This window comes from Amycolatopsis sp. FBCC-B4732 (assembly GCF_023008405.1).
Lineage (GTDB): Bacteria > Actinomycetota > Actinomycetes > Mycobacteriales > Pseudonocardiaceae > Amycolatopsis > Amycolatopsis pretoriensis_A.
The window spans coordinates 8,444,844-8,463,368 of the sequence record NZ_CP095376.1; the positions used below are offsets into that span (position 1 = coordinate 8,444,844).

Sequence of the window (18,525 nt, forward strand, 5' to 3'; positions counted from 1 at the left end):
GCACCGCGTGCTACGCGGTTACCCGCCTTGCGGACCACCGCCGTGAAGCCGGGCCGGCCGCTGCCCAGAGGACGAACACCCCCGCCAGCACCACCGCCGCCGTCCAGTACGCCAGTGGTGGGGCCGACTCCGTGTGCGCGTCGCCCAGTACCCACGGCCGGAACTGTGACTGCACCCACAGCGCCCCGTACCCGAACGCCGTCACCAGCAGCGCCCCCGCGCCGGCCTGCAGGACACCCGCGCCCATCGTGAACGCCAGGTCCACCGCCAGCCCGACGAACAGCAGGTAGAACGGCACCGTCGACACCGGGAAGCCCATTCCCAGCAGCAGCGGCCACATCACCGACCGGTACGCGACGTAAGCGAGAGCCACCGAAGTCGCCACCCAGCGGAAGCCCAACGTCCGGCGCGCCAGGGCCAGGATCAGGGCCATCACGCCGATGCCCCACAGCGGGTACACCCACTCCGGGATCGGCATCGTGAAGTGCAGGATCGCCGTCCGGTCGACCGGGTGGCCGATCTGGTTGGCCGCGAACGAGAGCAGCGAGGGCTCGGCCTCCGGGGTGCCCCGCTCCCACGCGCGCAGGCCCAGGATGCCGTACTCCTGCTGGCCGTTCGGGAAGAACGTGTTCTCCAGGAAGAACGCCCACAGCGCCAGCAGCACGCCCGTCCGGAACCGTCCCGGGGGCGCGGCTCGGAGCCAGCCCAGCAGCACGCCCGCCTGCATGATGCCGGTGCCCAGGTACAGCATCATGTGTGACGGACTCCACGCCGTCAGGTCCAGGCCGTTGACGCGGTGGTTGATGACGTCCAGCGGCGCCGCCACCAGGAACACCAGCAGGCCGATCTGCATCAGGCGCAGGGAGCGGCGATCGGCGCCCAGGCCCGTGTAGCTGTGGATCGCCACCAGCACCACGATGATCACCGTGCCCACGGTGTTGATCAGGTGCGGGGGCGCCAGGTCGTCGCGCAGCCACATGAAGTGCCACGACATGTCCCACGACGAGCCGACCAGCTTGAACGCGAACGCCGCCAGCCACATCCCGTAGCAGAACCGGAGCACCCAGTCCGGCGTCGGCTGCCCGGGGGCGCCGCGGTGCCAGTGCCGCGTGAAGAACAGCCGCGTCTTGCCGATCGGGCTGCGCGGGATCACGTCCACCGGGACGTCGACTGCCTTGGCCATGCCGGACATCATGGCCGGTCATGGTCACGAGCGGGCTAAGACCGCCAAAAACCGGGGTTCACCCGTAGGGGTGGTGGATTTGCCTCCGGCGCGCGCCGGTTGGCATGGTGTGCCGCCATGATGCCGAAACGAGTTGTGGCCGCCGTCCTGATCGGCGCGCTGGTGCTGGCCGGTGGCGGGGTGCTCGGGGCGCTCCTCTTCTGAGGGCAGAATGGGCGGCATGACGCACAACCTGCTCGGCCCCGAGCCGACGCTGCTGCCCGAGCACACCGCCGCCCAGGCCGCGCTCGACGCCGGGAGCGACCCGGCCACCGTCGCGGCCGAACACCCCGACTACAGCGAGGCGTGGGCGTCGCTGGCCGAGAAGGCCTTCGACGCGGGCGAGACCGTCGCCGCGTACGCGTACGCCCGCACCGGCTACCACCGCGGTCTCGACCAGCTGCGCCGCGCGGGCTGGAAGGGCTTCGGCCCGGTGCCGTGGGCGCACCGCCCCAACCAGGGCTTCCTGCGCGCCCTCGCCGTGCTGGGCAAGGCCGCCGGCAAGATCGGCGAGACCGAGGAGTACGACCGCTGCCGCACGTTCCTCGCCGACTCCGACCCCGCCGCTTCCGAGGCCACCGGCCTGAAGTGACGCCTCATGAGTGTTCAGGGCGGTTCCGACCGCCCTGAACACTCACGAGAGCCGCGGCGGACCTCAGAACAGGCCGCAGTTGGAGAGGGCCGGGAGGCCGGCGAAGCGGCCTTCGAGCCACGCGAACGCCTCCGGGTACGCCCGCACCGCCGTGAGCACGTGCGTGGGCACCAGCGAGGTGCTGAACTGCACCTTCACGCCCTTGCCGCACCACGTCCGCCCCAGGTCGCGGTCCTGCGCGTAGGGCACGATGTCGTCGAGCGCGCTGTGGACGATCAGCACCGGCACCGTCGGCTTCAGCGTCCCGATCTTCTGCTCCGCCACCCGTGACGCGTACGGCTCCTCGCCGAGGTACGCGGTCAGCGAGCGGCCGTCGGTGGTCAGCGTCGAGGACTGCGTGAACGCGTGCGCCGCGATCGCCTCCACCGTGCACTCGGTCCGGACCTGCTCGAACAGCTGCTTGCCGCGCGCGTTGAGCAGCGCCGGGATGTTCAGCTCCGGGTACGCGTAGTTCATGCTCACCAGCGCGAAGCCGAGGAAGCCGACCGCGTAGTGGCCGTCGAGGTTCTTCGCCACCGAAGCCAGGTCCGCCGGCACCGCGCCCGCGTACGCGCCCTTCAGCTTGAGTTCCGGCGCGTAGCTCGGCTGGAGTTCCGCCGCCGCGGCCGACGCGCCGCCGCCCTGGGAGTAACCCGCGATCGCGACCGGCCCGTCGTCCGGGAGGCCCGCCTCCGGCAGCCGTTGCGCCGCGCGGACCGCGTCGAGCACCGCGTGCCCCTCCGAAGCGCGGTTGACGTACGTGTGGTCGCCCGGCGTGCCGAGCCCTTCGTAGTCGGTGACGACGACGCCGTAGCCGCGCGTCAGGAGCCCGGCGATGAACGGGCCTTCGTACTCGAAGCCGGCGGCAAGCGCTTTCGAGGGCGCGCAGTCGTCGCCCTCGCCCTGCGTGCCGACGGCGTAGGAGACGATCGGGCGCGCGCCGGCGCCGTGCCACGCCGACCGCGGCGTCAGCACCGTGCCGGTGACGGCGATCGGCGAGCCGTGGGTGTCGGTGCTGCGGTACATGATCCGCTGCACGGCCGCGTCGGCCTTGATCAGCTTGATCGGGTCGATGTAGAACGTCGACGCCTCGTGCCGGATGACGTCGCCGTTGCTGCCCGCGGGAAGCGGTGACGGCGGATCGTAGAAGGACGTGGCGGAGGCCTGCGGCGGGCCGAGCGTCGTCAACGCCAGCACGGAAACCGTGGCGACGGCCGCGAAGCGGGCGCGACGGGGGAAGATACGCATGCTTGCTCCTCGTTGAGCAGACGAGTGCGCGGGGAACACCTTTTCAGACAGAGGTGTCGGAAAAAGAATCACGTGAGGTGGACCACCATGTCAAGCCCCGCTCCGCGCGGGCGGCCGCGCAAGCTCCCGGTCGGGGAGCAGCGCGCCCGCGTGCTGGGCGCGACCGCGAGGGTCGTCGCGCAGCACGGGATGCAGGGCGCGACGATCGAGCAGATCGCGCGCGAAGCCGGCGTCTCGCGGCAGGCCGTCTACGAGCGGTTCGGCGACCGCGCGACGCTGTTCGCCGAGGTCGTGGCCGCTACCGAGGAAAGCGCCTTCGCCGCCATCGCGGGCCCTTCGGTGGCCGACGAGCAGCCCGGTCTGCGGGCCTGGGCGCGGGCCAACTACGCCAACATGGTCACCTTCGTCGCCGACCACCCCGAGGGCTACGGCGTGCTCCGCGCGGCCGAGCGCGCGGGCGACCCCGCTCTCACCCGGTTGAGGGAGCGGCTGGCCGTCGTCTACGCCGAAGCCAGCCGCAAGCGGTGGGCCGCGCACGGCATCGACTCCGGCCGCGCGGACCGCGCGCTCGTCACGCTCTTCTTCGCGATGACCGAGTCACTGGTCCAGGCCACCTGGGACGGCGAGCCGCCGGACCAGGAGGCCTTGATCGACTTGCTGACCGAGTTCACCGTCGGCGGCGTCGCCCGCCTCCAGACCAAGGCGAGCGACGTCATCGACCGGCTGCGCTGACCCGGGGGGCAGCTAAGCGACGGCCATCTCCGGGAGCGAGACGGAGCCGACCACCCGGTTCCGCCCGCCGTGCTTGGCCGCGTAGACGGCCGCGTCCGCGGACGACATCACTTCCTCGATCGACGACCCGTCCAGCGGGTACGCGGCGACGCCGATGGACGCCGTCTGCCGCTCGATGTCGACGGCGGCGCCCTCGTTGGTCTTGGTGCTGATGATCAGCTCGCTGACCCGTTGCCGGATCCGCTCGGCCGTCACGATCGCATCCTCTTTGGACGTCGACGGCAGCAGCGCGACGAACTCCTCGCCGCCGAAGCGCCCGACCAGGTCGTGCGCCCGCGTCTCCTGCTTGACCACCGCGGCCACCGCCTTGAGCACGTCGTCCCCCGCGAGGTGCCCGTAGGTGTCGTTGATCCGCTTGAAGTGGTCGAGGTCGATCATCATCGCGCCGAAGCTGCCGTTTTCCCGCTCCGCGCGCGAGATCTCGCGCTGCGCGCCGTCCTGCCAGGTGGTGGCGTTGAGCAGCTGCGTCTTCTGGTCGGTCGTGGCGAGCTCCTCGAGCCGCTTGATCAGCACCGACCGCTGCAGCACGTAGAGCGGCAGGATGACCAGCACCGACAGCAGCGGCTCCTCGTTGAGCACCATCACCAGCAGCGCGCCGACGCACAGGGTGGACAGTTCGAGCAGGTTGTCGTCCATGTTCCCCAGGCAGGACACCGGTGTCGCGCTCTTCGGGTCGGCCAGGTAGAGGCCGAGCCCGGTCAGCGCGGTGTTCACGGTGAAGAAGGCCAGGGCGGCCAGCGTCACGGTCGCGACGCCGCTGCCGATCGTCATGTGACCGACGACACCCGCGGAGAAGGCCGAGAGGATCATCGTGGTCGCGTTCGCGGCCACCCGGTGAAATTCACCCGGACGGGTGCCGGACCAACTCCGGAAGGCCAAGTACACGTACAGAACGACACCAAGGGCGGCGATCAGCTGGGCCGGCAGCAGCAGGCCGGCGGGCAGCAACCACACCGAAGTCATCGAGATGTAGGGCCCGTTGCTGAGGATGCGGCGCTGCCGCTCGAGCCGCCTGCTGACTTCCGTCTGCGCCACCGCCAGGGCGGTGAGCAGCAGAAACGTGCCCAGCTGGGCGATGGTGACCGGCACGGTCAACAGCGAAACGGCCGTCCAGCTCAGCATGACCGCGATGGCGGTCAGCGTCGCGATGATCCAGTCGCGGGGGCGTGTCCACAGTGCCCAGCCCCGCGCGCGAGAAATCAAGTCTTGGCCGCGCTGTTCCCCCGATGTGACCATTTTTCCCCCAGACCCTTGCGTGAATGTACGGTGACAAAGTACTCACGGACAGTTTCAGACCGTTCGCCCGCTGTCCACAAGGGCTTTCGGTGTGTACTTTTTCTGTGACACCGGAACGAGAGGTGGCCAGCGATGCGCGGCAAAGAACAGTGACCGCACAGCGCACCGCAAGGTCGCGCAGGTCGGGCCCACGCGCGGGGCATGTCATGCATGTTCGGCGCGTGCGGCTTCTTTGTCGTGCCAGCGTCCCGGCTCACTCGATAACGATCGGGCCCACAGCACCGCCAGCGCCACGGTGAGCACCACGCCCACGACGCCGAAGATGCCGACCGTGCCGTGCGGGGTCAGCTGATCCGCCAGCACGCCGCCGATGAGCGGGCTGATGCCCATCATCGTGGTCAGGCCGGTGTTGGACAGGCCCATCACCTGCGCGCGTTGTTCGTCGGGCACGGCCAGGGTCAGCGACGCGGTCGCCTGCAGCAGGCAGACCGTGCCGAACCCGCCGGACACGATGAACAGGACGATCGAGGCCACCGGGCCGGGGTTCAGGAAGCAGAGCACGAGCGGGACCGCGCACAGCGCCGCCAGCGGGCCGATCAGCCGCGGCCGCAGCCGCGCGGGCACCCAGCGCGTGTAGGCGAAGGTCGCGATGACGCTGCCGATCGGGTCGGCGGCCAGCAGCAGGCCGATCGCTTCCGGCCCGCCGCCGGCCGCCGAGACGTACGGCGCCGCGATGCCCTCGTAGACCGGCAGCAGCCCCATCAGCCAGGTGAAGAGCACGAGCGTCCGCAGCGACGAGCTGGCGAACGCCGTCCGGCCACCACCGCCGAGCGTCGCGAAGAAGGACTTGCGCTGCTCGCCGCTCGCCGCGGCCGGCCGGGCCTGGACGCCGAAGCGGACGAAGGCGGCCGAGAGCAGGAAGGTGGCGGCGTCGATGGCGAGGGCGACGTGCGGGTCGAGGGCGATCAGCAGCGCGCCACCGCCGGCGAAGCCGAGCAGCTGCGCGCTCTGCACGGTCATGCTGCGGATGCCCATGCCGACGACGAACCGGTCGCCGGCGAGCACCTGCGGCAGCAGCGCCAGCTGGGACGCCTTGAACGGCGGGTTGACCAGGGAGACGCCGCCGACCAGCACGCACATCAGCCAGAACGGCATGCCGGGCAGCGCGACGAGCAGGATCAGCCCGGCCCGCAGCAGGTCGACGACCACCATCACGGTGCGGCGGGGGAAGCGGTCGGCGAAGCCGGTCAGGAAGATGCCGCCGAACAGCGACGGGGCGTAGGTCAGGGCGTACGTCAGGCCGGTCAGGGTCGCGGAGTTGGTGCCGGTGAAGACGAGGATGGACAGCGCGACCCTGGCCAGCTGGTCGCCGGCGATCGACAGCAGTTCCCCGAACCACAGCGCCCGGAACTCGGCGATCCCGAACACCTCGCGGAACGTGACTCGATCCGGCGGTGCTGCCATGCGTTTTCTCCCGACCTCTTGTGCAGACCGCGTCAGTCCCACGACCGCCGGTGACGAGACGACCAGTCGGTCATGGGGCAGTCACGGTACGTGAGTTACCCCAGCCAGTGTCCCGTGACTGTTGGTAAATCTCTAGGTTCTTTCGCTGGTATCCAAGGTGTCACGGAGCTTTCCCGAACGGGTCAGACGATAGCCCGCAGTGTCTGACCGATGGCTCAGGAGTCACCAATGGATCATTCCGTACCCGATGGCCGGAGGACCAGAGGCAAAAGTAGCCACCTCGCGTTCGCGAGGTGGCTACCTGGGGGGAACTGTGCTCAGCCGTCGATCGTGAGGGCGTCCGCCACCGGCCGGCCGGCCGCGATCGCCGCCCGCGCGGCATCCCGCTTCGCGACCTCTTCCCGGACGATCGGGATCACGTACCGCCCGAAGTCGATCGTGTCGCCGAGCATGTCGTAGCCCCGGGCCGACAGGATCTCCACGCCGAGGTCGTAGTAGTCGAGCAACGCCTGCGCGACCGTCTCCGGCGTGCCGACCAGCGCGTTCGAATTGCCCGCGCCGCCGGTCGCGGCCGCCGTCGGGGTCCACAGCGCGCGATCGAAGCGCTCGCCGTTCGCCGCGATCTCCAGCAGGCGCTGCGAGCCCGTGTTCTCCGGCTCGGTGAGCTTGTGGCGGCGGGTCAGCGGCCGGCCGCCCTTGGTGCGGTCCTTGATCGCGCCCACCGTCGCGTACGCCTTTTCCCAGGCCAGCTCCTCGGTCGGTGCGATGATCGGCCGGAACGCCACCTGGATCCGCGGCACGTCGGTGCGGCCGGCGGTCCGGGCGGCGGCCGCGACCGCCTCGATCTGCTGCGCGGTCTGGGCCAGCGGCTCGCCCCAGAGGCAGTAGATGTCCGCTTCGGCGCCCCCGGCGGCGTACGCGGCCGGGGACGACCCGCCGAACGACACACCGGGCCGGGGCTGCTGGACCGGCTTCACGTCGCTGACGTAGTCCGCGAAGCGGTAGTAGCGCCCGTCGAAGTCGAAGGGTTCGTCGGACGTCCAGGCCCGCTTGATGATCTGGATGGCCTCGCGGGTGCGCCCGTAGCGGTCGTCCTTGCTGAGGTAGTCGCCTTCGCGCTGCTGCTCGTGGTCGTTGCCGCCGGTGATGAAGTGGACCGTGAGGCGGCCGTCGGAGATCCGGTCGAGCGTCGCGAACGTCTTCGCCGCGAACGTCGGGTACGAGACGTTGGCGCGGTGGGCGAGCAGAATCTGCAGCTTGTCGAGCTTCGTGGCGACGTACGCGGCCGCCTGCGCGGGGTCCGGCGAGCCGGAACCGTAGGCGAACAGCACCCGGTCCCAGCCGAAGTCTTCGTGCGCGCGGGCCAGGCGCAGCGTGTACTCCTTGTCGAACACCCCGCCCGTGCGGGCGTGCGTTTCGGACCCGTCGTGCGTGCCCCCGATGCCCAGGAATTCCACCGGCATGCCGTCACCTTCTCTCCCGTAGCTACTGCAACGGCTACGCCCGGCGCACCGGGAGCGGCAACGACGTCCGCAGGGTGGAACGGCGCACCGGGGCCGGGACGAGCCGACCGCGCCGATCCGGCTTTGCCGGGACCCCGGCTGCCGCGCCGGTCGAACACGACGGGCAGCGACCGGCGCGGGAGCACGCGGGTCGGTTCCGCTCTGTGGGAAGGCACTTCCCCGCGACAACCCCGGCGTAGCTTCGGTTTCGTGGCCGATTCCCCGCCGTTCACCCTCGCCGTCGTCGGCGCCGGACCCCGCGGGGTCGGCGTCCTCGAACGGCTCGGTGCCAACGCCGCGGAACTGCTGGGCGGCCGCCGGCTCGAGGTGCACCTGATCGACCCCTTCCCGCCCGGCCCCGGCCGGGTGTGGCGCTACGACCAGTCACCGCTGCTGCGGATGAACTCCATGCCCGAAGACGTCACGATGTACACCGACGAGTCGGTGAAGATGTCCGGCCCGGTCCGTCCGGGTCCGACGTTGCTCGACTGGGCGCGCAAGGTCCGTGACGGCGGCCTCGACGCCGAGGTCCCGCCCGACGTCGTCGCCGAGCTGACCGCGCTGGACCCCTTCGACTTCCCCACCCGGCGCCTGCAGAGCGCCTACCTGACCTGGGTCTACCGGCACGTCGTCGAGGGCCTGCCCGACGGCGTCGACGTCGTCGAGCACGCCGCGCGGGCGGTCGGCGTGGACGGGTACACCGTCAGCCTCTCCGACGGGACGGCGGTGCGGGCGGACGCCGTCGTGTTCACCGTCGGGCACCTCGACGCGGAACCGGACGACCGCGAGCGCGAGCTGGTGTCGTTCGCCGCGCGGCACGGGCTCGCCTACTACCCCGCCGGCTACACCGCCGACGTCGACTACTCCGCCATCGCACCCGGGGAAACGGTGCTGGTGCGGGGTTTCGGGCTCGCGTTCGTCGACCTGATGCTGCTGCTCACCGAGGGCCGCGGCGGCCGGTTCGAGGAGCTGGCCTGCGGTGGCCTCCGCTACCACCCGAGCGGCGCCGAGCCGGTCCTGCACGTCGGCTCGCGGCGCGGGGTGCCCTACCACGCGAAGATCGGCTACCGGCCGCGTGGGAAACCGGCGCGGCTGCCCCGGTTCTTCGACGCCTACGCCATCGACGCGCTGGCCGGCGCCCCCGGCGCGCTGGACTTCCGCACCGACGTCTGGCCGCTGATCGCGAAGGAACTGGCCTGGGGTTACTACACCGAGCTGTTCACCGGCCACCCGGACCGCGTGCGCCTGGACTTCGTGGTGTTCGCCGACGCCTTCGCCGACCTGGACTGGGATTCGCCGGGCATGCACGACCTCGTCGCGCGGGCGGTGCCCGCCGAGGCGGACCGGCTCGACCTCGACCGGATCGACCGCCCGATGGCGGGCCGCGTGTTCGGCACGCCCGAGGAGTTCGGCAAGGAGCTGCGCGAATACGTCGAGGGCGACCTGGCGCGCCGCGCGAACCAGGAGTTCAGCGCCGACCTCGGCGCGTTCTCGGCGCTGCTGTCGGTGTACAGCCAGCTGCCCGCCTTGGTCCAAAAAGGACGGTTGGACGCGGCCTCGCAGGTGTCCGATATGGACGGCTGGTTCCACGGGTTCTTCTCCTACTACGCCAGCGGTCCGCCACCGCGCCGCCTGGAGGAACTGCTCGCGCTGCACGACGCGGGGATCGTCTCGTTCGCGGGCGCGGAGATGGCGGTGACGGCGGAGCGCGACGCGTTCGTCGCGTCCAGCGCGAGCTTCCCGGGGACCGTCGAGGCCCGGACGCTCGTCGAAGCGCGGCTGCCGGGCCCGAGCGTGACCCGCGCGGCCGACGGGCTGCTGCGCCAGCTGCGCGACAGCGGCGAGCTGGCCGAGGAAACGGTGGCGGACCCGGTGTCCGGCGCGCGCCTGCCGTCCGGCCGGATCCACACGCGCGTCTCGGATTCCCGCCTGCTCGACGGCACCGGACGGGCCCACCCGCACCGCTTCGCCGTGGGTCCGCACACGAGCGCCCGCTCGGCGGCGGCGTTCACGCGGCCGCGGACGAACGCCCTGTCCTTCCGCCAGAACGACGCCGTCGCGCGCGAAATCCTGGCGCTGGTCAACCCGCCCAGCTGACCAGTTCGTCGAGAACCTGGTCCGGCGGCGGCATTTCCGCGATCTCGGCCGCGATGCCCCGGGCGATCTCGCGCGGCTTCGGGTCGGTGAGCAGCGCACGGGCCGCCGTCTCGAGCGCGGGGATCCGGATCGCGTCGCCCACCAGCGCCTTCGCCGCGCCGAGCGCTTCGAGGGTTTCGGCGTTGGCGAACTGGTCGGCGCCCTGGGGCAGCACCAGCTGCGGCAGCCCGGCGGCGAGCGAGGCGAGCACCGTGCCGGTGCCGCCGTGGTGGACGACCAGGCCGGCGTGCTCGAGGACCTGGGCCTGCGGGACGAACCCGGTGGCGCGCACCCGCTCCGGCAGCGGCCCGAGCGCCGCCGGGTCGCCGGGGCCTAGTGCGACCAGCACGTCGACGTCGAGGCGCTCCAGCGCGCGGATCGCGCCGCGCAGCACGTCGGTCGCGCCGAAGACGACCGTGCCCAGCGTGAGGTAGACGAAGCCGTCGGCAGGCAGCGGCGGCAGCGGGACGTTGGGGTCGTACGGCGTCGGGCGCATCCGGAACACCTTCGGCACGCCGGCGGTGCCCGGGTCGCGGACGCGGTCGGGCCAGACGTCGACGCAGGCGTCGCCGAGCAGCGCGTCCGCGGGCAGCGTCCCCCAGAGCGGCCGCAGCCGTTCGGTGGCGACGGCCAGCACCTCCGGCGGCATGGACCGCCCGATCACGACCGAGACGGCCGGGATCCCCGCCCGGCGCGCGGCGATCGCGGTGCCGACGTCGCTCATCTCGTAGACGACCAGGTCGGGACGCAGTTCGGGCAGCAGCGGCGTCAGGTCGCCGAGCAGGGAACGCGGCAGCAGCTCGGCGAACATCGTGACGCCGACGTCGAGGAAACCCGCGTCCTCGCCGTGGCGCTTTTTGGCTTCGGCCTCCGCTTCGCCGATGCCGATGCCGGCGCGCCGGACCTCGAAGCCGAGGTCGCGCACCTTCGGCATGAACGCCTCGCCGGTGGCGAAGACGACGTCGTGCCCGGCTTTCGCGGCCGCGTTCGCGAGCGGCAGCAAGGGGAACAGGTGGCCGTACGCCGGGCGGCACGTGAAGAGGATCCGCACCGCGCCGAGCGTACTGGGTCAGCCCTTGACGACGGGAGCGATTTGCTGCACCCACTGCTGCGGCGCCGACGTCCCGCCGGGCAGGGAGTTGAAGTACTCCCAGCCGTCGACGCCGCCGAAGTCCGGGTACTTGGAGACGAGGCTGCGCACGGTCGACTGGAGGGTCGACATGGCGACGTAACCACTGCAGTTGGCGGGGTTGGTCACGGTCCCGGCGACGACCTTGCTCGCCGGCACGACCCCGCGGCGGACGATGTTGTCGTAGCCGGTGGTGGTGCTCAGCGAGCCCCAGCCGCAGTAGAACTGCGCGTTGAACCAGGAGATCTGCGCGCCGCGCTCGCGGTAGAGGGTGTCGTAGTTCAGCCCGGAGAGACCACCCCCGCCGCTGAGCTCGGTCGCGACCGGGGCGAGCGTGAGGAGGAACGAGCTGCCGAAGTCGGCGCGCAGGGCGTCGATGAGCTTGTTGAGGGCGGCGTTGGACATGTGCTCTTCGACGTCGAGGTCGATGCCGGAGAGCGAGTACGTCCGGATCAGGTTGCGCAGCAAGGGGTAGTAGGTGTCGAACTGCGTTTCGAGCCGCTGGAAGCTCCCCGCGGCGGCCCCGCCGACGAACGCGAGCACGTGCACACCGCTGTTCCGGAGCGTGGCGAGGTCTTGCCACATCCGGGTGAACTTGGCGGCGTTCGGCGGATCGTCGTTGAGGTGCACGACACCGTTGGTGTCGAGGTGGATCGCGCCGACGACGACATCGGTGACCCCGGTGCCGCGGAGGGTGAGCGGTGAGACGTAGGCCGAGCCGTTGTAGATGGTCTGGTAGTAGACGACAACCCTGCGCCCGGCGGCGGCCGAAGCCGGCACCGCACCCGAAATCATCAGCACCAAGGCCACGAAGGCCACACCGATCCTCCGCATGGTCCAGACCATACGTCGCGGTGGGTGGTGGCGGGAACACGCACCGTCGATCCTGTCCGGTTTCTTGTCTCAGGGTGGTTTTTCGAGGCTCACAAGGCGCTGAGCAGCTATCGGTTCGGCGACGAAGTGCTTTTCCGAGGCGACGACAACGAGGACTGGGTGCCTGCTCGTGTCGTGCGGGTTGAACAGGTTGATTCTCGCGCAGGGTATTGCTGTTCAGCCGTCAAAGTCGCGACCAGCAGCTTTATGCCGGGACTCACCCATATCGGTGCCTACGAGGTGCTGGAGGCCAAGCCCTCGTGGGTGCAAGCTCGCTACCTCGGAGGGTTCCGGCGGGCGAACGGCTGGCCTTCGAAGAGCTACCGCCCAGCCGAGGTTTGGCCGGTGATCTGCGACTTCCCCGCGCCGGTCCGGGAAATCGCGATCGAGGCGGCGTGGCTGCAGAAGCCGGCCCCGCGGCGGATGTGGTCACCCGAGGCATTCCGGGATGGTGGGGTAACCGGTTCCTGTCTCAGCCCACCCCCTGCACCGAACGGCCCGGGATCGCCGCCAGCAGTTCCTTCGTGTACTCCGCCTCCGGCTCCGCCAGCACCCGGGAAGCCGGCCCCAGCTCCACCAGAACACCGTCGCGCAGGACGCCCACCTGGTCCGCCAGCTGCCGCACCACCGCCAGGTCGTGCGAGATGAACAAGTACGACAACCCCAGCGAAGACTGCAGCTCCGCCAGCAACGCCAGGATCTGGGCCTGCACCGACACGTCCAGCGCCGACACCGGTTCGTCGCACACCACCAGGTCCGGGCGCAGCGCCAGCGCCCGCGCGATCGCCACCCGCTGGCGCTGCCCTCCCGACAGTTCCGACGGCTTGCGGCGGGCCACCGACGCCGGCAACGCCACCTGGTCCAGCAGCGACGGCACCGAAGTGCGGGGCAGGCCGAACGCCCGCAGTGGCTCCGCGACGACGTCCTCGATCGAGAACTTCGGGTTCAGCGAAGCGTACGGGTTCTGGTACACGATCTGCATCCGCCGCCGCAGCCGGCGCAGCTCGGGTCCGCTCGACGCGGTGATGTCCTGGCCGTCGAAGGAAATCGAGCCCGCCGAGGGGGTCTCCAGCCGCAGTAGCAGCCGGGCCGTCGTCGACTTGCCCGAGCCCGACTCGCCCACCAACGCCAGGGTCTGGCCGCGGGGGATGTCGAACGAAACGCCGTCGACCGCGCGGATGCCGCCGTCGAACGTCTTCGCCAGGTCGCGCACCGACACCAGGGGCTCGGCGGCGGGCGCGGGTGGGCGTGAAGGGCTCGACAAGCTCGGCGCGGCCGCGATCAGCTGCTGCGTATACGGGTGCGTCGGCGCGCTGACGACCGTCGAGCCCTCCTCGACGACCGTCCCCTGCGAAAGCACCACGATCCGCGACGCGCGATCGGCCGCGACGCCCAGGTCGTGCGTGATCAGCAGGATCGCCGTCCCGGACTCCGCGGCCAGCGACGTCAGGTGGTCGAGGATCCGGCGCTGGACCGTCACGTCCAGCGCCGACGTCGGCTCGTCCGCGATGATCAGCTTCGGCCGCCCGGCCAGCGCCGACGCGATCAGGACGCGCTGGCGCAGGCCACCCGACAGCTGGTGCGGGTACTGCCGAGCCCGCAACTCCGGCGAAGGGACGCCGGCGCGTTCCAGCAGCTCGATCGCCTGCAGCGAAGCCGATCGGCGGTCCGCGAGGCCGTGGATCTTCAGCACCTCCGCGACCTGGTCACCGACCCGGTGCACCGGGTTCAGCGACACCGCCGGGTCCTGCGGGACCAGCGCGATCTCGCGGCCGCGCACCCCGCGCCACCGCTTCTCCGGCAACGCCAGCAGGTCCCGGCCGTCGAAGGTGATCGAGCCGCCGGTGACGCGGCCGCCGCGGGGCAGCAGGCCGATCGCCGCGTGCGCCGTCGTCGACTTGCCCGAGCCGGATTCGCCGACGACGGCGACCACTTCGCCCGCGTCGACGTGCAGGCCGACGTCGTGGACGGCCGGGACCGCCCGGTACGACACCGCCAGTTCCGAGATCCGCAGCAGGGTCATCGGTCTCCTCCGTCCAGCGCGCGGGACAGCCGGTTCGCGGCGAGGACCACCGCCGCCACCGTCAGTCCCGGGAACGTCGTCATCCACCAGGCGGTGGCCAGGAAGCTGCGGCCGCCCGCGACCAGCGCGCCCCACTCCGGCGTCGGCGGGGTCGCGCCGAAGCCCAGGAAGCTCAGCGCCGACACCTCGAGCACCGCCGTGCCGAGTGTCAACGTCGCCAGCGCGAGCACCGGGCCCGCCGCGTTCGGCAGGACGTGCCGCAGCAGCACGCCCGTCCAGCGCACCCCGGAAGCCCGTGCGGCCTCGACGAACACGCCGTTGCGCACGCGCAGCACCTCCGCGCGCATGACCCGCGCGAACGACGCCAGGTTCGCGATGCCGACGGCGATCGCGACGTTCGTCGTGCCGAAGCCCAGCGCCGTGACCAGGGCCAGCGACAGCAGGATCGGCGGGATGGCCAGGAAGACGTCGACGACCCGCATGATCACCGTGTCCGCCCAGCCGCCGCGGAACCCGGCCAGCAGGCCGAGCGCCGAGCCCGCGACCAGCGCCACGAGCACGGCGATCGCGGTGGCCCGTAACGAGAGCGACGCGCCGTGGACCACCCGCGCGTAGACGTCGCGGCCGGTCTCGTCGGTGCCGAACAGGTGGTGCGGCGAAGGGCCTTGCAAGCGCTCGGCCGGGACGCCGGTGATCGGGTCGTAGCCGGTCAGCAGCCCCGGCACGAAGGCCGCGAGCAGCACGAACGCCAGCACCGCCACCGCGAGCACGAGCCCGGGCGGGATCCGCACTTTCACGTGAAAGTGCGGCTTGGGGGCCGGGGCGAGGTCAACCACGGGCCACCTCCGGCGTCCGGGCGATGCGCGGGTCGAGCAGCGGGTAGAGCAGGTCGACGATCAGGTTGAGCACCACGAACACCAGCGCGGCCAGCACGATCACCGCCTGCACCACCGGGACGTCCTGCGCGGTGACGGCGGACGCGGTGACCCGGCCGACGCCGTCGCGCGAGAACACCGTCTCGGTGATCACCGAACCCGCGACCAGGTTGCCCGCGACGACCCCGGCGACGGTGAGCGTCGGCACGGCCGCGTTGCGCAGCAGGTGTCCGAAGTGGACGCGCCAGCGGCTCGCGCCCTTGGCCGCCGCGATCTCGGCGTACGGCTCTTCCTGTTGCGTCGCCAGGCTCTTGGCCAGCACCTGCCCGATGATCGCGCCGGTCGGCAGGGCCAGCGTGAGCGCCGGCAGGATCAGCGCCGCGAAGCCCTGCGTGCCGAGCGCGGGCAGCAGCCGCAGGCGGAACGAGAAGAACTGGATCAGCAGCAACCCGACCCAGAACGGCGGCAGCGAGATCGCCAGCGACGGCAGGGACAGCAGCGCCTGCCGCAGCCAGCGGAACCGCGTGAACGTGCCGAGGAGCGCCGCGCCCCCGCCGAACAGCACCGCGAACACGAGCGCCAGCCCGGTCACCGCGAGCGTCGGCGGCAACGCCGTGACGACCATGTGCGTCGCGTCGTCGCCGGTCGCGACGCTGCGCCCGAAGTCGCCGTGCAGCGCCGAGACCAGCCGGTTCAGGTACTGGACCGGCAACGGCGAGTCGAGGCCGTACTCCGCGCGGGCCGCGGCGACCTGCTCCGCCGTCATCGACGCCCCGGCCTCCCCACCGGCGAGCTTCGCCGAAACGGCGTCGCCCGGCAGCAGGTAGAGGATCAGGAACGACAGCGTGAACGCCGCCCACAGCACGAACACCGCCTGCCCGACGCGGCGGAGCAGGTAGCGCCTCACGAGAGCCACGCGTCGAACAGCTGCAGCCGTGACGACGCTTCGAAGTCGACGCCGTGCGCCTTCGAGCTCAGCGCGACCACCTGGGTCAGCTCGAACACCGGGACGGCGTAGGCGTGCTCGATGATCAGCTTCTGGGCTTCCTCGGCCGCCGGCTTGCGCTTGGTATTGTCCACAGTGGACGACTGCGCGTCGAGCGCGACGTCGAGCGGGTTGCCCGGCGTGAGCTTGCTGCGGTTGCCCGCCTTCGTCGAGAACTGGCCGCGCAGGATGTCCGGGTCGGCGCGGGTGACGTTGTACCAGAGGAAGTCGTAGTTCCCGGCCAGCTGGAGCTGGGTGGTCTCGGCGTTGGTGTGCTGCTCGATCTTCAGGTCGAAGCCGATCTTGCGCAGCTGCTGCTGGATCAGCTCCAGCACGCTGCGGTTCTGGTTGAACACCGGCGAGAACACCACGGCCGCGCTCAGCCGCTGCCCGTTCTTGGTGCGGATCCCGTCGGCGCCGGGCACCCAGCCGTCGCCGTCGAGGAGCGCCGTCGCGCCCTTCGCGTCGTACGCGAGCTGCGCGGACAGGTCGCTGACCAGCGGCGTCGCCGAGCCCAGGATGCTCGTGGCGGCCTTGTAGTTCGGCGTCAGCACGGTGTTCACGACCTCGGCGCGGTCGACGCCCTTGAGTACGGCTTGGCGCACCTTCTCGTCGGTGAGCACCCCGCGGGTCGTGTTGGCGTGCAGGTTGAACACGACACCCGGGTTCGGCCGGACGTTCTCGCTGAAGCCGTTCCCGGTGAACTGCGGCTCGTCGACCGGCTGCACGTCGGTGCTAGCGTCGAGCTGGCCCGACGCCAGGCTGCCGGTGCGGACGCCGGGTTCCGGCACGATCTTGTAGTCGATCTCGTCGAGGTAGGCCTCGCCCCGGTGCTTGAACAGCGACGAGCCCCAGGCGTAGCCCGTGCGCTTGGCCAGGACGATCTCCTGGTTCTGCTTGAAGCTCTTGAAGACGAAGGGGCCGGACGCGATCAGGCCGTCGCCCTGGCAGCGCTGTTCCGCCGTCTTCTTGAACGCCGCCGGCGCCAGGACGGCGAGCGAAACCGTCGAACTGGCCTGCAGGAACTGGGCGCTGGGCGCGGAAAACTCGATCCGCGCGGTCCGCGGGTCGACGACGGTGGTGCCCTTGTACCCGGCGAGGTAGCCGTAGCCGAGGGGCGCTTTCGTGCCCAGCGCCTTGAGGCCGTCGAAGCTGGTCTTGACCGCGGCGGCGTCGACCGGGGTGCCGTCGGAGAAGGTGGCGCCGGCGCGCAGGTGGAAGGTGAACGCCGTCGAATCGGCGGTGCTCTCCCACTTTTCGGCCAGCCACGGCTTGATCTCGCCGGACTTCGGGTCCTGGTCGGTGAGCGAGTCCGCCAGCTGCCGGGACACGTTGATCGAGGCGTTGGTGGACGTCTGCTGCGGGTCGATGCAGTCGGGCGCGGACGAGATGCCGAGCCGGAGCGTACCGCCGGGTTTCGGCGGGCCGGACGCGGCTTGTTCGGTGCCCGCCGCGGAGCACGCGGTCAGCAGCAGGGGCAGGGCGAGCAAGGCCGCGGTAGTGCGGGCGCGGGGGGATGGGGACACCGGACGGCCTCCAGCGGGAGTGGTTGCGTCTTCAACCGGCGACGCTAATCTCGCGCTGGAGGCCGTCCCAGCAGGCGAACCGCGGTCCCATTCCCTGGCACCACGGGGATTCGCCCTTGACAGCGATCAGCAGCGGCCGAGCATGTCCGTCAGCGCGCTCTTCTCCGCGGTGTTGATCGTCAGCTTGAACTTGTACTTCACCGCGACCCACATCTTCGCGTAGGTGCACCAGTACGACGTGAGCGGCGGCTTCCACTGGTCGGGCGACTTGTCGCCCTTCTCCTGGTTGACGTTGTCCGTCACGGCGATCAGCTGCGGGTCGGTGAGGTCGTTCGCGTACGCCTGGCGCTGCGCGGTGGTCCACGACGACGCGCCGGTGCGCCACGCGTCGGCCAGCGGCACGACGTGGTCGATGTCCACATCGGACGCGGCGGTCCAGGTCTCGCCGTCGTACGGGCTGAACCAGCTGCCGGACGTCGCCGCGCAGTCGGAGCCGGTGACCACGTTCGTGCCGTCGCGCTTCAGCACCACTTCGCGGGTGTTGCAGCTGTTGCCCTGGTCGATCCAATGCGGGAACTTGTCCCGGCTGTAGCCGGTCTGCGAACCGTCGGCCTTGACCGTGAGGGACGCGAGCTCGGACTTCGCCGTGGTCGCCGAGGGGATGCCCGGCGGGGTGGCTTCCGCGACGCTGACCAGCGTCCCGGAGAGCACGGCGGTGGCCGCGAGGATGGTGAACGAATGACGAACAGCACGCCTGGTTGGCATTTTGCTGCCTCCGTGTCAGGTGTGGGGACAGCTAACCCTGATACACGGGAGTGGCGAGTGCAACACGTATAGGTGACATGTTGCTGTCCGTCGGTGAACACACTGTGGCCGGAAGCTC

The 18,525-nt window shown here is 70.9% G+C and carries 15 protein-coding genes; 3 read left to right on the top strand and 12 right to left on the bottom strand.

Going from position 1 to position 18,525, the window contains the following annotated elements:
* Positions 1-10: 10 nt before the first annotated feature.
* Entirely contained in the window at positions 11-1,183 is a 1,173-nt protein-coding gene (locus MUY14_RS38040; protein WP_247016751.1) for a hypothetical protein, read from the bottom strand.
* 220 nt (positions 1,184-1,403) lie between these two features.
* Here MUY14_RS38040 and MUY14_RS38045 point away from each other — a divergent pair, with 220 nt between their 5' ends.
* Positions 1,404-1,814 (top strand): DUF3151 domain-containing protein, encoded by a 411-nt coding sequence (locus tag MUY14_RS38045; protein WP_247016754.1) that lies wholly within the window; start codon positions 1,404-1,406, stop codon positions 1,812-1,814.
* A gap of 63 nt (positions 1,815-1,877) precedes the next feature.
* Here the strand turns inward: MUY14_RS38045 and MUY14_RS38050 are convergent, their stop codons facing one another.
* Positions 1,878-3,101 carry a lipase family protein gene (locus tag MUY14_RS38050; RefSeq protein ID WP_247016756.1) on the bottom strand — a complete coding sequence of 408 codons (1,224 nt, stop codon included), beginning with the start codon at positions 3,099-3,101 and terminating at the stop codon, positions 1,878-1,880.
* 87 nt (positions 3,102-3,188) lie between these two features.
* Between MUY14_RS38050 and MUY14_RS38055 the strand changes: the two genes are divergently transcribed.
* Entirely contained in the window at positions 3,189-3,833 is a 645-nt protein-coding gene (locus MUY14_RS38055; RefSeq protein ID WP_247016757.1) for a TetR/AcrR family transcriptional regulator, read from the top strand.
* Positions 3,834-3,845: 12 nt separating this feature from the next.
* Here the strand turns inward: MUY14_RS38055 and MUY14_RS38060 are convergent, their stop codons facing one another.
* From MUY14_RS38060 to MUY14_RS38070, 3 genes are all read right to left on the bottom strand, one after another.
* On the bottom strand, positions 3,846-5,012 hold the full coding sequence (locus tag MUY14_RS38060; RefSeq protein ID WP_247025451.1) for a GGDEF domain-containing protein: 1,167 nt from the start codon (positions 5,010-5,012) through the stop codon (positions 3,846-3,848).
* Positions 5,013-5,333: 321 nt separating this feature from the next.
* The gene (locus MUY14_RS38065; protein ID WP_247016759.1) at positions 5,334-6,593 is read right to left on the bottom strand and encodes an MFS transporter; all 1,260 of its coding nucleotides are present in this window, start codon (positions 6,591-6,593) and stop codon (positions 5,334-5,336) included.
* Between the two features lie 317 nt (positions 6,594-6,910).
* Positions 6,911-8,056 carry an LLM class flavin-dependent oxidoreductase gene (locus MUY14_RS38070; protein WP_247016761.1) on the bottom strand — a complete coding sequence of 382 codons (1,146 nt, stop codon included), beginning with the start codon at positions 8,054-8,056 and terminating at the stop codon, positions 6,911-6,913.
* A 249-nt stretch (positions 8,057-8,305) separates the two neighbouring features.
* Between MUY14_RS38070 and MUY14_RS38075 the strand changes: the two genes are divergently transcribed.
* A complete protein-coding gene (locus MUY14_RS38075) occupies positions 8,306-10,192 on the top strand; it encodes an FAD/NAD(P)-binding domain-containing protein (RefSeq protein WP_247016762.1) in 1,887 nt (628 codons plus the stop codon).
* Here MUY14_RS38075 and MUY14_RS38080 read toward each other — a convergent pair.
* From MUY14_RS38080 to MUY14_RS38110, 7 genes are all read right to left on the bottom strand, one after another.
* Complete coding sequence (locus tag MUY14_RS38080) at positions 10,176-11,282, bottom strand: glycosyltransferase (protein WP_247016764.1); 1,107 nt, start codon at positions 11,280-11,282, stop codon at positions 10,176-10,178. The genes MUY14_RS38075 and MUY14_RS38080 overlap by 17 nt on opposite strands.
* A gap of 18 nt (positions 11,283-11,300) precedes the next feature.
* Positions 11,301-12,194: a glycosyl hydrolase family 18 protein gene (locus MUY14_RS38085; RefSeq protein ID WP_247016766.1), complete on the bottom strand. Its 894-nt coding sequence runs from the start codon at positions 12,192-12,194 to the stop codon at positions 11,301-11,303.
* A 511-nt stretch (positions 12,195-12,705) separates the two neighbouring features.
* Complete coding sequence (locus tag MUY14_RS38090) at positions 12,706-14,256, bottom strand: ABC transporter ATP-binding protein (protein ID WP_247016768.1); 1,551 nt, start codon at positions 14,254-14,256, stop codon at positions 12,706-12,708.
* Positions 14,253-15,041, bottom strand: a complete 789-nt coding sequence (locus MUY14_RS38095) for an ABC transporter permease (RefSeq protein ID WP_315863302.1) — start codon at positions 15,039-15,041, stop codon at positions 14,253-14,255. Before MUY14_RS38095 ends, MUY14_RS38090 begins: the two co-directional genes overlap by 4 nt.
* Before the next feature lie 43 nt (positions 15,042-15,084).
* Positions 15,085-16,038: an ABC transporter permease gene (locus tag MUY14_RS38100; protein ID WP_247025452.1), complete on the bottom strand. Its 954-nt coding sequence runs from the start codon at positions 16,036-16,038 to the stop codon at positions 15,085-15,087.
* Complete coding sequence (locus MUY14_RS38105) at positions 16,035-17,642, bottom strand: ABC transporter substrate-binding protein (RefSeq protein ID WP_247016772.1); 1,608 nt, start codon at positions 17,640-17,642, stop codon at positions 16,035-16,037. The genes MUY14_RS38100 and MUY14_RS38105 overlap by 4 nt, the downstream gene beginning before the upstream one ends.
* 126 nt (positions 17,643-17,768) lie before the next feature.
* A complete protein-coding gene (locus tag MUY14_RS38110) occupies positions 17,769-18,407 on the bottom strand; it encodes an HNH endonuclease family protein (protein ID WP_247016774.1) in 639 nt (212 codons plus the stop codon).
* Positions 18,408-18,525: the final 118 nt, after the last annotated feature.

Excerpts from the sequence above, each read along its gene's own strand:
- MUY14_RS38040 (WP_247016751.1), bottom strand. The coding sequence starts at position 1,183 with ATGGCCAAGGCAGTCGACGTCCCGGTGGACGTGATCCCGCGCAGCCCG.
- MUY14_RS38045 (WP_247016754.1), top strand. The coding sequence starts at position 1,404 with ATGACGCACAACCTGCTCGGCCCCGAGCCGACGCTGCTGCCCGAGCAC.
- MUY14_RS38050 (WP_247016756.1), bottom strand. The coding sequence starts at position 3,101 with ATGCGTATCTTCCCCCGTCGCGCCCGCTTCGCGGCCGTCGCCACGGTT.
- MUY14_RS38055 (WP_247016757.1), top strand. The coding sequence starts at position 3,189 with ATGTCAAGCCCCGCTCCGCGCGGGCGGCCGCGCAAGCTCCCGGTCGGG.
- MUY14_RS38065 (WP_247016759.1), bottom strand. The coding sequence starts at position 6,593 with ATGGCAGCACCGCCGGATCGAGTCACGTTCCGCGAGGTGTTCGGGATC.
- MUY14_RS38070 (WP_247016761.1), bottom strand. The coding sequence starts at position 8,056 with ATGCCGGTGGAATTCCTGGGCATCGGGGGCACGCACGACGGGTCCGAA.
- MUY14_RS38085 (WP_247016766.1), bottom strand. The coding sequence starts at position 12,194 with ATGCGGAGGATCGGTGTGGCCTTCGTGGCCTTGGTGCTGATGATTTCG.
- MUY14_RS38090 (WP_247016768.1), bottom strand. The coding sequence starts at position 14,256 with ATGACCCTGCTGCGGATCTCGGAACTGGCGGTGTCGTACCGGGCGGTC.
- MUY14_RS38110 (WP_247016774.1), bottom strand. The coding sequence starts at position 18,407 with ATGCCAACCAGGCGTGCTGTTCGTCATTCGTTCACCATCCTCGCGGCC.